Here is a 16,174-nt window from a genome sequence, read left to right as displayed (position 1 = left end):
AGGCCATCACTGAATAGTAGCCGGTGCCCGCCCTGCTTGGATTAACTGGTAATTAATGACCGCTTGGTATAGCGAATCCGCCAATAGGCGTAGGCGCTCGATTTCTTCAGGCGGCTCGCCACGGTCCTGGGCTTGGTGGTACTCCCGCATGGCATCAATGGCTTGCTGAATCAGCGGCTCACCCGCCTCAACCATACCAATGAAAGAACGCTTGTCCACTGCTCCACTCCGACTGTTTGACCGGAGAATAATAGGACAAGACGAATCAATCAGCTGAAGCAAGGACGGTTTTCGAGCCGCAATCGTTTCAGAACAGCTGCCCCAGATCTGCGGGCGTCCAGTTCATTATCACCAGCTCACCGCTCACATCGGCCTGGCCATGCCGCTGGTTCGTGGTGGTGTACCGGATATCTAAGTGCTCGAAGTGGAATCCGTCAAAGGCCGCTCGGATGTCGGGATGATCGTTGATGCTCACCATCACCTTGCCTTTGCAAGTGCGCATGAACTCGGCTATCCGCTCATATTGTTCGAACGGGAAATCGACCCCGTAGCCGGCGGTCTGCCAGTAAGGCGGGTCCATGTAGAAGAAGGTGTGCGCTCGATCGTAGCGCTGCGCACAGTCGAGCCAGGACAGGTTCTCGACGTAGGTTCCAGCCAACCGCTGCCAGGCGGCGGACAGGTTCTCTTCGATGCGCAGCAGGTTGATGGCAGGACCGGTGGTGGCGGTACCGAACGTTTGCCCAGTGACCTTGCCGCCGAAGGCGTGCTGCTGCAGGTAGAAGAACCGCGTGGCGCGCTGGATATCGGTCAGCGTCTCCGGTCTCGCCATCTTTTGCCACTCGAAGATCTGGCGGGACGACAGCGCCCATTTGAACTGCCGGACAAATTCCTCCAAGTGGTTCTGCACCACCCGGTACAGGTTGACCAGATCGCCGTTGAGATCATTCAAGACCTCCACAGGAGCGGGTTGGGGGCGCATGAAGTACAGGGCAGCGCCACCGGCGAAGACCTCGACGTAGCACTCATGGGCGGGGAAAAGTGGGATCAAGCGGTCGGCCAGGCGGCGCTTACCGCCCATCCAAGGAATGATTGGGTTAGTCAATTTGCAAACCTTTACTGTATGGATGAACAGGTGCTAGGCTCGCCGTGCTTTGTGCACAGAGCGGGAGCCTTGGCTGGGCTTGCAGGTATGGTCTGCGGGTTCGGCGGTCAGCAGGGATGTTGACGCATCCCCGGTGGCCGCTCTCTTTGCATGAAGCCTTCGATCTTATTGGTGGGCGCTTACTGGCGCCCGCTTTGCAACTAGGGCGTCGTACTCGCGCTCGCACTGCTGGCCGGCAATCCTGGCTCGGTCAAGCGCTGTCGCCAGCTCTCCCGCTCGTTCGTCAGACCGTGCGAGCAGGTCGGAGAGCACCATGGCGGCGCGGGTGGCTGCCTGGCCTCGGGCGATAGCGACGGTATCCGGGCCGGGACAACTGACGGCGGCAGCGAGCTGGGCGGCTTCGCTGCGCAACAGCCGGCCAGTAGCATCGGCGCCAGCAGCGCCAGCATCAGCAATCGTTCTTTCTTCCTGGGCATGGGCTCTCGCCTCCTCCTGCGCTGTGGCGCGTCGCTGTTCTTCCTGCCTTGCCTGTGCTGCGGCTCGCTGGTCGCGCTCAGCGACTTCCAGGCGGTAGTCGGCAAGCTCTGACCTGGCAGCCAAAACCTCAGATTTTCCCGCTCCCACTCGTATTTCCTGGGCTCCAGCCACAAGCAGCAACGCTGCCAGCCACCAGCACCAGGTCGGCACAAGCCTCACCAGCTGCTCCATGACGCCTCCCAGTCCGGCAGGTCGACCGTCTGACCGGCAAGCGCGTGGGTGCAGTCGGTGAGGTACTGGATGCGGCCGTCCGTGACGAACGAGTGGCAGACCTTGGCGACCTTGGTCTGCACGATCTCGCCGCTCAGAATCTTGTCGCGGATTTCCAGCGTGGCGGCCGGGGGCTCCCATTGATCCCATTGAGCCAAGACCGATGGCGTGAATGTGGGGGAATCGGCGTTGCCGTTATAGCCCCAGCGCGGGCCGGGTCCGGCGCCAACATTTAGGCTATGAGGCGCATCGCAGCCTGCGCAGAAGAACCACAGCGATCCGTCATGGGCCCGGCCCAGGCAGCGGCCTATCGTTTTAATGGTCATGCCAGCACCCCGCCAAGCTCGACCCAGCGCCCGAGCAGCTTGTCCAGGCGGTGCGGGTTTTGCCCATAGCTGTTGCCCGGGAAACTGGCCCAGATGTTCGAGCACTTGGCGATAGCCTGTTCGATGCGGCCGGACTTGATGTCGTCCAGCGCCTTGCGCTCGCGGATCTGCTGCAGCGCGATGCGGTCTTGGTTCTCCGGCGTGAATCCGCCAGCCAGACGAAGGCTGACCCGGTACGCATCCCAGTAACGCTCGAGCAGCTGGTACCGGCCGGCAGCCGTGCTGGTCACAGGCTTGCCGTTGATGGGGAATGTCAGCTTGCGCCGCGGGTGATCGTCATAGCCCTGAAACAGGCCGCCGCCGTACAGAACGTTGTACCCGTCATCGCTTACCCTGACGGTTGAGGTGCCTTCAGAGAAAGCGATCAGGTCCAGAAACCGGAGCACGTTCGCGCCTCCGGTCTGGGTTTCGGTGAGTCTGGCCATGTTTTCTCCAGGCACAAAAAAGCCCGCGCTGGGCGGGCTGTGTGAATTTGGTATGAGGGTCAGTTCTGCTTGTACATCTCGAATATCTTCTGCGCGTACAGGGAGTGACCATAGTCATTCGGATGCCACATTACGCCGGCGGACGTGCCGAGGCCCTGCGTCCCGAGAATCGCGGCAATGTCAGAAACTGACCTGTAAGGGACCCGCTTCAACGCTGCGATTGAGCGCATTTCTTGGTCGATTTTGACCTGGTCGGCAGGGTAGATCCCGTTCGACTCCAGCGCTGATGGATACCAGGGGCCGACCGCGACAACCTTAGGACGGCTGCTCATCCCTTTGGCCATGTCCAGAAGGCGGCCGTAGTCAAAGCGAAACTGGTAGACATCAGCCTCAGCGTCATCGTGCTCTCCAAGCTGGATCACCACCAGGTCTGGCCTCGCATCAGCAACGTTCCTGAAGCCCTGAATGCGCTCGGCAATGCTCCCGCCGCCTCCATAGGTGTGATAACAGCGGACAACTGGCTGGCCTCGATCCTGTTGGATCAAGCGAGATACCACGCCGGGAAAGTCCATCTGGTCGCTGGTTGCAGCCATGCCGGAAACATGATCCCACCCAAGGTCACGAATTGTTCCCTCGTTGACAGAGTGCCGGGTGATGCTGTCGCCAATGAACAGGATGCGGTATTGCCCAGGCTCCGGCGCTGGACATGCGATATGGTCGTCCAACTGTGACTTAGGCCCGGCGAAGCAGGCAAAGCTGAAAACCAGTGACGCAATGAACACAGCGGCGCGCATCATCAACTCCTTTTTTCGATGCGCGCAATATACACACGTTTCTTCTTGCTATCGCCAAACCGTGATCATCGTTAAGCCAGATCGGAAGTCTGCTCACTAGCGTCCGCTGCAGTAACTGTCACCGTAGCTGAATAACGCTTGAGGACCTGTGCAGTTCGCACAAGCGCGGCAGGCTGCTCCTTCAGCAGCTGCCGGGCGGCGCTATCCGCCTCCTGCTCAGTTGCATATTCGGTCTGGTGGATCGGGTCGAAGTTGTTGCTGCTGTTGATGACGATGAAAGGCATGGTTTTTCTCCGGGCAGAAAAATACCGCCGGGCGGCGGTTGAGTTGGGTGTTGCTGCGAGTCAGGCCGGTGGTGCTGGCCAGTCGATGGTGGTGGGGTAGCCGGGTTGCTCGGGCAGCCGGCTGAGTGTCAGGCGGTAGCGCTTCCAGGCTTTCAGGGCGTCGGCTTCGGCCGGCGTCGCGTCGTCCAGCTCAACGGCATCCTGCAGCGGCGCAATGACCGCATCGGCAGCCGCCCGGCGCTGGGCAATCTCGGCGGCAGCGGTCGCCCGCAGCTGCTCATTAGCCGCCTGGGCCTTGTGTTCGGCGGTCACCAGCTGGCCCCAGTCGATCGCGGCAACCCCCTGTGCCGGCGCCGGCTGCTGAGCGGCAGGAATCGGAAGCGCGATCATGCCGTCGGCCGGCGCCACAATGTCACGCGGAAAACACGCCTCCTGGCTGGCATCTATCGGAATGGGCAGCAGCAGCACTAGCGCCAACTGGCCCTCCACGCGTTCGACGGGCGCAACTACCCAAGGGCAACCGATGGCCTCGGCCGGCAATGTGGCGCCCTCCGGCAGCGCGGAAAAGTCAAGGGTCAGACCGTTGATGGTCAGGCTGTCGCCTTGCTTGTAGACGGTCAGCGACTGCCCCATGAAGAACACGGGCGACAATTTAATTTTCATCAGTACCACCTTCCGGTTGCGGTCCAGCCGATATAGCAAGTTTGTCCAGGCGTCCAGGCCCCCTCAATGAGCATCGTTGCATTGCTGGTCGCACAGCCGCTGAGCCGGTTGATCTGAACGCTGTTGTTAGACACTGGATAGGCCATGGTGACCTGTGTGGAAATCTTCGGATTGGAAGTACTCACAAACCCAGTAAATGCTGCCGGGAACGTGACTACGGTCGGGGTGGGCGTCAGCGACGCTCCATTGTGGGCCATGCCGACTATGCCCCAGCAAATCTGCGTACCGTCTGCGAAGCGGATGAACTCACCGTTGGAATTGCTGCCCCGCTGCATCACAGAACCCGTCGGCACTCCTGAGGCTTGCCCCACCGAACCGACGATGTTGGCTCTGTTGAATGCAGTTGCGATGAAGGTGTAGAGCTCATCGAAGTTTGCGATCGCCTTCAACCACGCGCTTCGGCGGTCGTCTCCACCGGCACCGTTTGGCGCCGTGCCGAGGTTGATTACCTGTTTTGCCATGTCGCTTCCTTAAATAGGCTTCATTGGGCGAGAGGCGAATAGCGTTCGGCCATTCACGCTCAGCGGGTTAACGCCATCGAAGTTCTCGCAATACATTTGGAGCACATCACGCCTACCAGGAAGGAAGCCGCCGTAATTCGTCCGAATAGGCTGAGTGGTTTGAACAACGTTGGTGCAGGAGAACAGCGCATTGGCCAGGACATAGTCGCTGTAACTTCCCGTCCAACCCATCTGGGCTGAAGAGGCGTAGTAGCTTATCCCGGTAATGGGCGCGCCAGCGTTGACGAACGAATTGTTCGCTGGCTGACCGTTCAGCAATGCAAGATTGGCTGTCGTTACGAACGTGCGATTACCAGAGGCATCACGTACAGAGGCGCCGTACATATCAACTGTGGTGTTTGGCGTCATGTAGCTCGCACAGAACCACTTGATCGTCATCGGGTAAAGCGCAGTGTCGCCATGCGCCCCCTGGTGGTTGTATGCCTTGATGCGGAAACCAGTCCAATTGCCCGGCGTCCCCGTCACAAAGAAGTTGCCAACCATCATGTAATTTTCGGCATTCAGGAAGATCAACGGCCGCTCATAGGTGGTAATCGGCTGCGGAAAGGTCACGTTTCCATATTGGATCTGGTTCGCACTTCCCGGCCCCTGAAAGCCGATGTTCAAGCCTCCGCTGTAGCGAACCGTCAACACCTGGTTGACTGAGTCAATCTGGGTGCGGATGCTGTTATTGGAAGCCCGGATACCATAACTGCCTGGGGCGGCGAACGGCTCACCGCCTTGCGACAAGATCATTACCTGCCAAGTCAGAGTCCCGGGCTGCCGTAGCTGCAGCTGACCCGGAGTGGCCCATGCCGGCGGGGTGTAAGTGAGATCTGACCCGTTATACAGTGCATCAACCACCACGAAAGACGCGGCCTGGATCTCGGGTATCGAGATGTACTGGTCGAACCCTCCATTGCCGGCGACCTGCATCATTTTCAGCGACCGCACCGAAGTGATAGTCGTATCCAAGGTAATGGCTCCGAACGCATCCCGCGTCCGAAGCCCGTACAGATCAGCCATCAGGTAAGCCTCCCCACAGCCGTACGCTCGGTGCCATTGGCGTCATACACATAGAGGCCTCCGTTGTTGAGTAATGTCGAGCCGTTGGCATCCTGGCCTCGCAGGGTGAATGTGCCCGCAGCAAAGTTGATTTCCAGCAGGGGCAGGCCCTGGGCGTTCAGCGCGGCAGATCGAATGGTCATCCCTGCCACTATCTGCTGGATGAACGCGGTATTAATCACCGCCTGGTTGATGAAGACCTGTCCGCCTTCGACCACGAACGGCAGGATCGTCTGGCCATTCAGGCTGTCGATGATCGCCAGCCGCTGGGCCATCAGCAGGATCTCGCCCTCCTCCCCATTGCTGCCGATCGCGATGCCCGAGACGACCTTGCGGCCGCCCTGGTTTGTCTCGACCTTCAGCGTGGTTTGAGCCGACACCCTGCCATTGATGTCAGCCATGACCTCGCTGACCTGCTGGACCGACGCATTGGTCTGCCCCATCTGCGCTTGGACCGTTTCGACCTGCCGCCCCATTGCGATGCCGTCCTCGATCCGGGCCGATTGCTCAGTCCAGACACCCACCAGGCCACCCGTGGCGCCAGCCAGGCCGGAGCTGTCACCTTCCATTTCCGGGTTCACCTGGACATACAGCCCGTCCAGGCGGCTGGCCTGGGCGGTGATTGCCGTGCCCTGCTGTTTCACAACCGTGTCCATCTGGCTGATCGCAGTGGCTTGACCGGTGACCGTTCGAGCACTGGGCCCAGCAACAAACGGCGACGGGGTATTGCTCTCTCCGACCCGCTTTTCGACCATGATCGAGTCCACCACCATCGAGGCGCTTGGCGCTCCATGCCGGTTCGGGTAGATCAGTAGACCGACCTTGCCGCTTTCCGTGATGGTGATTGGGAATGTGATGCGCGTACGCTCGGTGGTATACGGCTGGGTCGCCGATCGAGAGGTCACTCCGTTGTACAGGTTGACCATCATGGAGCCGGCCGTGCTGCCTTTCACATACATCGACACCAGGTAAACACCAGGCTCAACCCGGATGTTGAAGGCCGCCGGATTGTTGGTCGGAGCTAGCACGATGTACGAAAACAGGCTGTCGGTGTCTGCCTCCATGGAGTAGCCGAACCCGGAGTCAGCCTCGAACACCACCACTCCAGTCTTGGTCAACAACGCGCCCCCAGTAACTGGCAATGTGGCCGAAGTCAGCCAGCTGTAGGCACTGTCGAGCAAATTGGCGCCGTTCCCCCCAATTTCTCCCACGCTGCTTTGCAGTTGCGTCAGAGCCTGGCCCTGGCTGGTCAGCGTGTTGCCTTGCTGGGTGACACTCGCGCCGAGGGTGCTGATGGCATCCGAGTTCGCTGTATCGGCAGCGGTGACGCGGCGCGCGACGATGTTGCACCACAGCGATCGACCTGTGCCGTCCGCCGGTTCAGTACGGGTTAAAAACCGCGCCGATACGGCCCCCGCCGGCGCAGTAATGCGCCCGGCGTAAGACTTGAATCCTGTCGCCGCAGCCACCACCGAGAACGCGTTGAAATAGCCCAGGTTGGTCCCGGCCTTGTCAAAGAACTGCATCTGCAGCCGGGCAGTTTGGCCAGCGGTCATGTACCCCGGCCAGATATCCGCCGACAGGTCGAACTGCTCGCCGCCAGCAGTCACTACGTTTGCTGCCGCCCCGCAGAAGCTGTTCGTATAGAACGACACGCCCTTGCCAGCGGAGGGATGCGCCGAGACGTTGGTTATCCGGGCATCACCGGTCCAAGGATCAACCAGGCCATCTTCGAAACTGCCACGCAGGATCAGGTTGTCAGGCTGCTGGCCGATGGACGCCTTGATCTGAGTGAGAGAGGTGCCTTGGGTGGTCAGCGTGTTGCCTTGGTTGGTGACTGCGGTTTGCAACGCCTGCAGCGCAGAGGCGTCAGCCTTGGCCGCCACTTGAGCAAGTGCGCTGGCCGCCGCCGCCGCTGCATCGGTGGCCACCTTGTCGGTCACAGCAACCCAGGCGGACCCGGTCCAGCGCTTCGGCGTGTTCGCCGCCCCCGTGGTATCGATCCACAGGTTCTGCGCCAGGCGCTTGTCCGTTGCCGGCTCGGTGCTGCTGTAGATCACCTCCCCTTTGCCGCCGGCCTTGTCGGATGCCGCTTGGGCAGCCTGCTGCGCAGCCGTCACGTTGCCGTTTGTGGTCTGCAAGCTGCTGCTCAAGCCAGTGATGGCCGAGGCATTCGCCTCATCACCACTGATCCGGGCGGTACGCTCATCCACAACCGAGGCCACGGACGCCGAGGGCGCGATCTGGCCCACAGCGATCCAGTCGATTTCGAACACATCACCCGCCGACCCGCTGAGCCACAGGTAAAACCTGGTGATCGTGCTTTCCGACCAGTCGGAACCGCCAGCAGACAGCTGCGACATGTCCCACTCCAGCACCATGCTCTGGCCGACCGTCAGACCCGGGTTTGGTATGACTTTGCTGTATGACGAGTTCGAGGCGTGGTTAGCGGTCGCATAAGTGACCTGCCCGCGCCATCCGGTACCGGCTCGACGAGTAATCCTGCAGCGAATGCGGTCATGATCGCGCCCATTTATAGAAACAACCGGACTGTTGAGGCAACCGTTGATGTCAGTGTTTGTGGCGATGAGACGACCATTCTCCACCGCCAGGCTGCAGCGGGTACCCGACCAGGCTTCAACGGTCGAAGCGAAGCTGTAGTTCAGAGCCGTATCGAACCCGCCAGACTCGGCCCGGATCGTTGCAATCTGCGAAGCCAGGGCCGCGTCCGCGTTGGTTCGCGCCGTGGTCTCGTTGCTGATCGCCGACGAGTTGGCCGCGCTACTGGCTGCCACGGTGTCGATCCGCTGCCCCAGAGCCGTGTCGGCATTGGTGCGTGCGGTGATCTCCGACTGAATGGCTGCAGCATTATCGCCCGTCGAGGCAGTGACAGTGTCAATGCGCTGGCCCAAGGCGGCATCGGCCGATTGGCGAGTCTGCGCCTCGCTGGTGATGGCAGTGCCGCGCGCCTGAGCCTCGGCCAGCAGGCCTTGAGCACGCGCCGCTGCTTCTGCGTCGATCGCCTGGGTGCGCGCCGTAGCTTCGGCTGCCAATCGCTGTGCCACAGAGCCGTCCAGCGTTGGCGGGCCCGAGATCAGTTCGATCTCTTGTCTCAGCGCGGGCGCCAACTGGCCACCCTCGATCTTGTCCTTCAGCGCATCGAGCATGTTGCCTACATCGGTTGATGTGGAGGCCACCACCTTCAGGAAGGCGCTCACTCCGTAGGCATTTTTCGAGCGAACGAAGTAGGTATAGTTGGTGGCAAACGCCAGACCGGTGTGGGTCAGGGACAGGCCTTGGCCCAGGTACTCACCCTCGGTTGCCTGCGGGTTCGTCGAGAAGAAGTACTCGTAGGTGCCGCCATTCAGCCCATGGAGCGTATTGCTCGGGATCAACGTGATGGTGTCGATAGTCGCCTGCACGACACACGACTCTGGGATCGGCGGACCGTCGATGATGACAGCGATGCTGGCCTCGCCGGAGCGGGTCAGCGGGCCAAGAGCCGCCACACTCATGGTGTAACTACCAGACGGCAGACCTGACAGTGGCAGCTTGAGCGCCGTAGCCGGTACCTGCTGGGCCTGCACTGCGGCCGCACCTTGGCGGATCGTGATGGCGTAGCCCGTGACCACGCCGTAGGGCGCTGCCCACGACAGGGTACCCTGTACCGACTCGGCATTGTCCTCGGTCGACCAGGCGAGTCCGGTAGGACTACCCAGACCGCCGGCCGGCAGTTTGATGAAGCCGATCGGATTGTACGGTTGGCCCACGGCGTCGTCGAAGATTGCCGGCTCGTTCTGGGCAACCGAGACGTTGCAGCCACTGTCGGCGCTCATCGACCAGTCGGTGACGATAAACTCACCCACAATATTCAGGGATGGCAGGTTGACCTTCACCGAGCGGCCAGGGCGGCAGTTGTAGCCCATGAAGTTCATGGGGATCGACAAGGTGCCGCCTGCACGCCGGCGGCGCAGCTCGATGTTGGCCAGCCGTTGGGCCTGGTACGGGTTGCTGACGTAGGAGAACGACAGTGTTTCTGCCGCCTCGCCGCCGTCGGCCACCACCCATTCGCTCACCGACACCTCGGGATAGTCCGTCTCGGCCCAGGCCTGCGCCGGGTCCACGAAGGTACCGCGCACGGTATTGATCGCTGAGTCGTTGGTTGGCTCGGTGCTGCCGGTGACGGTGCCGATCACCATGTCCTCGGTGATCTCGAAGTCGTACGGGCCGTAGTAGGCCCCGACCTGCAGCATCCAGCGACCACCGACACGGATCAGCTTGCCACCGCATGCTGCCTCCAGCTTCTGCATCACCTGGGTGCGCGACTCGTCGGCGCCAATGACACAGCCGGAGCGATATCGCGCCGAGGTGCTGCCGTCTGCGTTGGCCAGCATCTCATCGCACACGCTGGCACTGTTGGCGAAACTCGCGAACACGATTTCATCATCCGGCACGCCGCAACGGTTGCGCAGGAACCAGAGGATGTGAAGTGCGGTGTTTTCGCTGTAACTGGCGGTCCCGGTCCGAGGATCGTAGATATCCCGGCGCCCGCGAAGTACGAAGCGCACATCCGGAATGCCGGAGGGATACTTCTCGGCGCTGTACTTGAACGACAGCCGGACGAAAGACAGGCCTCGGCCAATCTGGGTGTCGCGCCAGTCCGGGCTATTGGCTTTCAGGAAGGCATTCACCTGAGTCGGGTTGGTGACCAGTTCATAGGAGGCGTGCTCGCCGTAAGCCTGAACGACCTCCTCCCCCAGGAAGATGTCTTCCAAGCCATCGATCTCCCCCTCCGACAGCACGTAGACCATGTGCAACCATTCGCCGTCAGTCTGGTCGCCGGCCTGCTCCTGCCCCCAAGCAAGAACGCCACCAGTGCTCACCCGGCCCAGCACGTACCGAGCAGCCGCCTTGGACGATCGCAGGGTCTGGCTGGAAGGCTCATTGGTGCGCAGCGAGCCGGTATCGAGCTTGTCCTGCTGCGACGCAACGTAGAACGCCATCGCTGCGCCCGCCAGCGCACCCCAAGGCCCGCCTTGGATGAAGCCGATGGCCGCGCCGATAGCGACCTGGGCAACCTTCTTGACTGCTGAACTCATTCAACTCTCCACACCGTCAACGGCTCACACTCGATACGCCCGACCCCTTCGGGGGACACCGACCAGAACTCATCCGCCCAGAACACCGCCACACCTCGCCCGTTGGGGCCGTCGTACAGGGCGATGTCGCCCCGCTGCAGCAGGCCTGGCTGGATGCGAACAAAGCAGGCATCCCAGGCGGCCTCCAGCGAGCCGTGCAGCTTCTTCAGCAGGCGCTTGGCTCCGGCCTCGGATGAATAGCGGCCCCGGTAGGCTTCGGCAGGATCGACACCGCACACCGCCTGGGCGCAGTCGGCTGCAAACAGGCAGCAGTCAAATTCGCCCCACGAAAAAGGCCGCTCGGTGGCGGCCTTGATCGTGTTGGCAAGCTGTGTCGTCCAATCGCGCTTTCGCATGGCTATGTCTCGTAGGTGAACTTCGGTGCGTCCTTGGAGGCGCCCCAGTAGATGGGCCAGTCGGCGATTTGGGCGATGGCGAAGAAGAAGCGGTCGTCCTGCCGGCGAGCCCGGTGATTCTCGTCGGTCCAGCGCTCGGTACCGGTCCGGTTCCACTCGGCCATGCGGTCGATGAGAGGAACCGTGATGCTGTTGCCCTCCTCGCCGTTGCCCGCATAGGAGAACTTGGCGGCGTCCATGCGCCCGCTGAACAGGATATCGGCGGCATAGCTGCCGTCCTGGTCGAACACCACGAACATCAGCTTGCCGTTGCGCCCCCGGCACCCCTTCAGCGAGGTTTCAGTGATGATCTGGGCGTCCAGGCCGTTGAGCGTCAGGTCCACCGACATGGGCGAACCCGAGTTGCTGCTCTCCTGCGACTGGCCGACCTCCCCGAAGCTGCCGACGCCCTGATAGGTGATGCCACCGATCACCAGGTCGCCGGTACCGGTATGCGCGAAAACCATCCCATCGGGGAAATCCAGCTGGCAGGCGTATACCGCCATGAAGTTGCCCTTGGCGATGATGTCGACGACTGTCTGGCTGAACGGGAAAACACCGGTAGCCATCAGAATGCCTCTCGAAATTGCAGAGTCGAGTTCGAAACCACCGGCTGGGTGGTCCATTCGTTGGTGTCATCCATGCGGCGCATCTCGCAATAGGGATTCTTGTACTCCACCGCACTGCCGACCGGGATCAGCTTGCGGATGCGCTTGTTCACCGCAATCACGGCTTTGCCAGCGGCGTCGGAGGAGACGTGCTCCACCACCTCAAACATCTCCCCGCTGATGGTGATGAGATCGCCGCGGCTGAATACCGGCCGGCTGGCCAGCATGCCTTGCAGCTGCATGACGCTGGCCTGGGCATTGGCGACTGCCACCGTCGGCGTGCCGATGTTGTCCACCCGCGCTCGGGTGAGGTACGGGATGTTTACCGTGCCGAACATCCCGTGCAGGCGGCCCAGCAGCGATGTCAGTTCGCGTTCGTCCTCCTCATACAGAACGCCGAAATTCATGGTGCATTTCCAGTAGGAGCCGGGCTGAGCCACGATCTGCTGCGAATTTGACAGCGAAGAACTGAAGCCCCGGTTGTTGTAGACGACACCCCAGGTGACCTCAGTGGGCTCCAGGTCCTCGGGCCATTCCTCCGCCATTGAGTCACTCCAAAAAGAAAGCCCGCCGAAGCGGGCCGAGCATAGTTACCGCCGCTGCAGCATCTGCCGCCCGGCGCCGTTGGTTTTGAAGTCTCGCAGCATGAGCTCGTAGCCATCCCGCGCCCCCTGCTCGGCGGCACGCCTAACATCGGCCACGGTTGCTGCATTGGCTTGTCCACCGACCTGGATGTGCTGAGTGATGCCACCGAATGAGATCGAGGACGCCCCGCTGTCACTGCCGGCGTTCATGGCCACCACCCCCAACGAGCCGTCAGGCCCGCGCGCCAGCGGCATGATTGCCTCCGGCCCGGCCTCCGCGAAAATGCCCGCCCCCTTGGCAAAGGCGAACATCTGCGGGCTGTCGTGCACCTGGTTGGAGAACGAGGACAGGCTGGGCGAGTCATAGACGCCGCCCTTGGCGTTGGGAACGACCTCGCTGAACCCGGTCATGGTCCCCTCACCAAGCGCGGCGCTGCCGCCACCGAAGAAGCTGAAAGCCCCGCCGAGGAAGCCCACCATGGCCTTGCGCACCTGAATGCGGATCAGGTCCTCGACGACCGAATCGGCGAAGTCCTTGAACGACAGCTTGCCGGTCTTCACGAACTGGGTGAGCGCATCCTCGGCGCCGCTGAACATATTGCCGAACAGGTCGCGGGTCTGACCGGCAACATCGGCGGCGCTGTCGCGGTAGTTGGCCCAGGCCGAAGTGGCACCGTTGCTCCACTCAGCCTGCGCTGCATCGATCTTGGTGAATCCATCCCGCTGCGCCTGGACCAGCTTGTCGCCATATTCCTGCCGGAGCGCGATCTGCTTCTCCAGTTCCTGCCGCTGCTTCTCGGTCGAGGCCGTGGCCAGCTCATCCCGCAGCGCGAGGATTTTGTTGTTGTTGTCCTGCTCGAGCGCAAGGCGGGCCTGCGTGCGCTGAGCCTCCTTGTCTCCCATCCCGACAGCCGCGGCAGCTGCATCGGCCTGCTGCCGGGCGATTGCGAGCTGACGCTCCAGGTCGGCCTGGTACTTCATGGCCTGCGACAGGCCGGTGGAGGCCTGCACCGCCGTGTTGAATTGATCAGCCAGCCAGGCGACACCGCGACCGTACTCCTCCTGAGTGATCTTGTTGTTCTTCAGCAGGAGATCGAGGTTGGCGACCTGCTTTTTGAACTCATCAGCTGCAGCTCCGACTGGGTCGAAGGTCTTCTTCAGCTGGTCGTAAGCCGTGGAGGCTTCCTTCAGCTGCTGCGTGAGCTTCGCCTGGGCTTGGGTGCTGTCCTTCGTTTCATCCTTGGCTGCTTTATCGGCTTCCTTCTGGGCATCAACTGCCTTGGCACGATCGCGGATTTGCTTGGCCAGAGCGCTCTCGGACTGGATCTTGTTGTCCGCGATGAAGCGCTCTGCCGCTTCGGCGGCTGTCTTGTCCTTCAGGGTGGCGAGCTGCTTATCCAAGGTTTCGAGATAAGCCTGGCCAGCACTGTTCGCCTCTGTCTGGGAAGAACTGTTCGCACCGGTAGAAGCCGTGTGGCGATCCGTCTGGTCGGTCAGGTCGGACAGCTTCGACTTGAGGTTTTGCAGGCTTCCGCTCAGGTCGGAGGCCTTGATCTGTCCAGTCTCGATTGCTCGGGCCATACCCTCAGTAACGCCTGGCATGCCCCGCAACTCATCGGCAACTGTTTTCCAGTCCACCGCAATGCCAGACGAAGCATCTTTGGCTGCTGTGCGCACCAGGTCGATTGCCTTCTGTGCCTCCTCAGGAATCGGCGCCAGACCAGCAAGGAAGCCATCGGTACCAGCGGCGCCGACGTTGCGCAAATCGCTTTCGAACTTGTCCGCAATGGCTCCGGCCGCCTGGGTAAGCTGGCTCTGGGTATCTTCAATCTTGCCCTGCAGCTCCCGAAGCGCCACGGCCTGCGTAGCGCGGTTCAGCTTGTTGAAGCGCTCCAGCAGCTTGTCGAGGGGATCGGTCAGATCGCCAAGCTTCTTCTCCAAGGAGTCGGAGTTATCGCGCAGCGTCAGGAAAGCGATACCGGCGCCTACGGCCAATGCTGCCAAGCCGGCCGGCCCGCCCAGGACGCTCATGAGGCTTGAAGAAATGCCCTTCAAACTGGTTTGCGCTACAGCCAGCCGGTCAGTCGCTGCGCGCTCAACCATCCGTGCCTCGGCCAGTTGAATCGACATCTGGGTTTGAACTGCGGTGCCCTTGGCTGAGATCGCTTCTTTCTCGGCACGAACTACCGCCGACTGGGCCGCCTGCTGGTTGGCGATCGCCACGCGAACGGCGGTCGTGGCTTGGGCGATGTTTGCATCCGTTGCCTGCTTGGTCGCCAGTACCGACTTTCCAAGATTCGAAATGTAGCCCAGGAACGACGCCGCGACCTTTGTGCCCATCACCCCCAGCAGGATGTAGAAATTGTCGATGAGAAAAGCAATCGCACTTCCTACTGCCTGGGCAGCGCCGTTGTCGGTCATGTCCTGGAGGGCGCGTGTTGTGTCTTCCACCGCCGGCAGTAGCCCGGTGACCAGTTGTCGGCTCGCGCCCTCCCAGGAAGTCTGCAGATCCTTGATAGACCGGTTGACCTCGATCATTCGGCTAATGTCTAGGTCAGACAGTACTGCCCCAGCCGCTTGAGCTTGATCGCCGATGTCCTTGAAACCCAAACCGCCATTTTTGAGCAGCGGCAAGAGGGCCGTAGCCTCGTCGGCCATCTGCTCCATGTACGATGTGATCTGCTGCTGGCTTGCTCCCGCTTTCACAAGCGAGTCGTAATACAGCTGCAGGGCTTGGGGGCCTGAAAGGTTCTTGAAACTTTCTGCAGTTATTCCAACTTGCGGCGCGATTTCCTTGAAGAAATCCTGCATTTCGCCGCCACCACGGGACAAAAACTCCCCAACGCGATCTGTGGTGTCTTTGAAAATGTCGGCCAATTTTTCTTGGTCTACGCCAACAGTTCGAGCGCCAGCTGCCAGCCGTTGAAAATCCTCTACCGAAGTATTCGATAGCGCGGAGAGGTTCTGCATTTCCTGCGCGTAGTTCAAGGTGCTAGTGGTCAGGGCGACCAGCCCGGCAACGGCTCCCGCAGCGGCAACCCCTACGCCTACAAATGCGGTGCTGACCGCCCTATGCAGCACACTTGAGTGGGCCTCTACCCGGTCAAAAGCGGCATCAACCTGCTTCAGGCTGTTGTCAATCTGCCCGCTTGCCTGCGACACGCTGGTCTCTGCGCGGCTGAGCTCCTGTCGGAGCTGGGCAGTCGTCGCCTCGATCCGAACGAGCATCCCCTGAATATCAGTGTCTGCCATATTTTCTCCAAACAAAAAACCCGCCGAAGCGGGATTTCTGTTGCGGTGCTTACTAAACCCCGGTCAGCGATCTCTTCTCAAGGCGGCTCGCAACTTGTCAGCAACGCTCGTGGGCTTGTCGGTTTTCTCATGAGACTTGCCATTGGTGGCAAAGGGGTGAGTCATTCGAGC

General features: G+C 61.2%; 15 protein-coding genes. All 15 read right to left on the bottom strand.

Translation table 11 applies throughout. From position 1 onward, the window contains the following. Positions 1-6: 6 nt before the first annotated feature. Positions 7-219 carry a hypothetical protein gene (locus tag CAG00_RS15955; RefSeq protein WP_085664733.1) on the bottom strand — a complete coding sequence of 71 codons (213 nt, stop codon included), beginning with the start codon at positions 217-219 and terminating at the stop codon, positions 7-9. Between the two features lie 88 nt (positions 220-307). Continuing rightward, positions 308-1,102 (bottom strand): DNA adenine methylase, encoded by a 795-nt coding sequence (locus CAG00_RS15950; RefSeq protein WP_085664732.1) that lies wholly within the window; start codon positions 1,100-1,102, stop codon positions 308-310. Positions 1,103-1,267: 165 nt separating this feature from the next. Next, positions 1,268-1,810 carry a DUF2514 domain-containing protein gene (locus CAG00_RS15945; protein WP_085664731.1) on the bottom strand — a complete coding sequence of 181 codons (543 nt, stop codon included), beginning with the start codon at positions 1,808-1,810 and terminating at the stop codon, positions 1,268-1,270. After that, on the bottom strand, positions 1,795-2,175 hold the full coding sequence (locus CAG00_RS15940) for a DUF6527 family protein (RefSeq protein WP_085664730.1): 381 nt from the start codon (positions 2,173-2,175) through the stop codon (positions 1,795-1,797). The genes CAG00_RS15945 and CAG00_RS15940 overlap by 16 nt, the downstream gene beginning before the upstream one ends. Beyond that, positions 2,172-2,660, bottom strand: a complete 489-nt coding sequence (locus tag CAG00_RS15935) for a glycoside hydrolase family protein (RefSeq protein WP_085664729.1) — start codon at positions 2,658-2,660, stop codon at positions 2,172-2,174. The genes CAG00_RS15940 and CAG00_RS15935 overlap by 4 nt, the downstream gene beginning before the upstream one ends. A gap of 59 nt (positions 2,661-2,719) precedes the next feature. Continuing rightward, a complete protein-coding gene (locus CAG00_RS15930) occupies positions 2,720-3,454 on the bottom strand; it encodes an SGNH/GDSL hydrolase family protein (protein WP_176240894.1) in 735 nt (244 codons plus the stop codon). A gap of 71 nt (positions 3,455-3,525) precedes the next feature. Continuing rightward, the gene (locus CAG00_RS15925) at positions 3,526-3,738 is read right to left on the bottom strand and encodes a hypothetical protein (RefSeq protein ID WP_085664727.1); all 213 of its coding nucleotides are present in this window, start codon (positions 3,736-3,738) and stop codon (positions 3,526-3,528) included. 60 nt (positions 3,739-3,798) lie between these two features. Beyond that, positions 3,799-4,401 (bottom strand): tail fiber assembly protein, encoded by a 603-nt coding sequence (locus CAG00_RS29075; protein ID WP_256579002.1) that lies wholly within the window; start codon positions 4,399-4,401, stop codon positions 3,799-3,801. Continuing rightward, positions 4,401-4,922, bottom strand: coding sequence for a hypothetical protein (locus tag CAG00_RS15915; protein ID WP_085664726.1), 522 nt, complete (start codon positions 4,920-4,922; stop codon positions 4,401-4,403). Before CAG00_RS15915 ends, CAG00_RS29075 begins: the two co-directional genes overlap by 1 nt. Positions 4,923-4,931: 9 nt before the next feature. Beyond that, the gene (locus CAG00_RS15910) at positions 4,932-5,987 is read right to left on the bottom strand and encodes a hypothetical protein (RefSeq protein WP_085664725.1); all 1,056 of its coding nucleotides are present in this window, start codon (positions 5,985-5,987) and stop codon (positions 4,932-4,934) included. Then, positions 5,987-11,125, bottom strand: coding sequence for a DUF1983 domain-containing protein (locus tag CAG00_RS29070; protein ID WP_256579001.1), 5,139 nt, complete (start codon positions 11,123-11,125; stop codon positions 5,987-5,989). The genes CAG00_RS15910 and CAG00_RS29070 overlap by 1 nt, the downstream gene beginning before the upstream one ends. Then, complete coding sequence (locus CAG00_RS15895; protein WP_085664724.1) at positions 11,122-11,520, bottom strand: hypothetical protein; 399 nt, start codon at positions 11,518-11,520, stop codon at positions 11,122-11,124. Before CAG00_RS15895 ends, CAG00_RS29070 begins: the two co-directional genes overlap by 4 nt. Positions 11,521-11,522: 2 nt before the next feature. After that, on the bottom strand, positions 11,523-12,128 hold the full coding sequence (locus CAG00_RS15890; RefSeq protein ID WP_015271414.1) for a hypothetical protein: 606 nt from the start codon (positions 12,126-12,128) through the stop codon (positions 11,523-11,525). Beyond that, positions 12,128-12,712: a hypothetical protein gene (locus CAG00_RS15885; RefSeq protein WP_085664723.1), complete on the bottom strand. Its 585-nt coding sequence runs from the start codon at positions 12,710-12,712 to the stop codon at positions 12,128-12,130. Before CAG00_RS15885 ends, CAG00_RS15890 begins: the two co-directional genes overlap by 1 nt. Positions 12,713-12,757: 45 nt before the next feature. Further along, the gene (locus CAG00_RS15880; RefSeq protein ID WP_085664722.1) at positions 12,758-16,003 is read right to left on the bottom strand and encodes a phage tail tape measure protein; all 3,246 of its coding nucleotides are present in this window, start codon (positions 16,001-16,003) and stop codon (positions 12,758-12,760) included. Positions 16,004-16,174 lie beyond the last annotated feature (171 nt).

Origin of the sequence: Pseudomonas sp. B5(2017) (assembly GCF_002112825.1) — a bacterium.
GTDB lineage: Bacteria > Pseudomonadota > Gammaproteobacteria > Pseudomonadales > Pseudomonadaceae > Aquipseudomonas > Aquipseudomonas putida_Z.
Note: the sequence above shows the minus strand (reverse complement) of the source record. Positions and strands in the feature narration are given on the sequence as shown.

Coding starts and splice junctions, on each gene's coding strand:
- CAG00_RS15940 (WP_085664730.1), bottom strand. CDS start 2,175: ATGACCATTAAAACGATAGGCCGCTGCCTGGGCCGGGCCCATGACGGA.
- CAG00_RS15895 (WP_085664724.1), bottom strand. CDS start 11,520: ATGCGAAAGCGCGATTGGACGACACAGCTTGCCAACACGATCAAGGCC.
- CAG00_RS15925 (WP_085664727.1), bottom strand. CDS start 3,738: ATGCCTTTCATCGTCATCAACAGCAGCAACAACTTCGACCCGATCCAC.
- CAG00_RS29070 (WP_256579001.1), bottom strand. CDS start 11,125: ATGAGTTCAGCAGTCAAGAAGGTTGCCCAGGTCGCTATCGGCGCGGCC.
- CAG00_RS29075 (WP_256579002.1), bottom strand. CDS start 4,401: ATGAAAATTAAATTGTCGCCCGTGTTCTTCATGGGGCAGTCGCTGACC.
- CAG00_RS15910 (WP_085664725.1), bottom strand. CDS start 5,987: ATGGCTGATCTGTACGGGCTTCGGACGCGGGATGCGTTCGGAGCCATT.
- CAG00_RS15890 (WP_015271414.1), bottom strand. CDS start 12,128: ATGGCTACCGGTGTTTTCCCGTTCAGCCAGACAGTCGTCGACATCATC.
- CAG00_RS15935 (WP_085664729.1), bottom strand. CDS start 2,660: ATGGCCAGACTCACCGAAACCCAGACCGGAGGCGCGAACGTGCTCCGG.
- CAG00_RS15885 (WP_085664723.1), bottom strand. CDS start 12,712: ATGGCGGAGGAATGGCCCGAGGACCTGGAGCCCACTGAGGTCACCTGG.
- CAG00_RS15915 (WP_085664726.1), bottom strand. CDS start 4,922: ATGGCAAAACAGGTAATCAACCTCGGCACGGCGCCAAACGGTGCCGGT.
- CAG00_RS15930 (WP_176240894.1), bottom strand. CDS start 3,454: ATGCGCGCCGCTGTGTTCATTGCGTCACTGGTTTTCAGCTTTGCCTGC.
- CAG00_RS15945 (WP_085664731.1), bottom strand. CDS start 1,810: ATGGAGCAGCTGGTGAGGCTTGTGCCGACCTGGTGCTGGTGGCTGGCA.
- CAG00_RS15880 (WP_085664722.1), bottom strand. CDS start 16,003: ATGGCAGACACTGATATTCAGGGGATGCTCGTTCGGATCGAGGCGACG.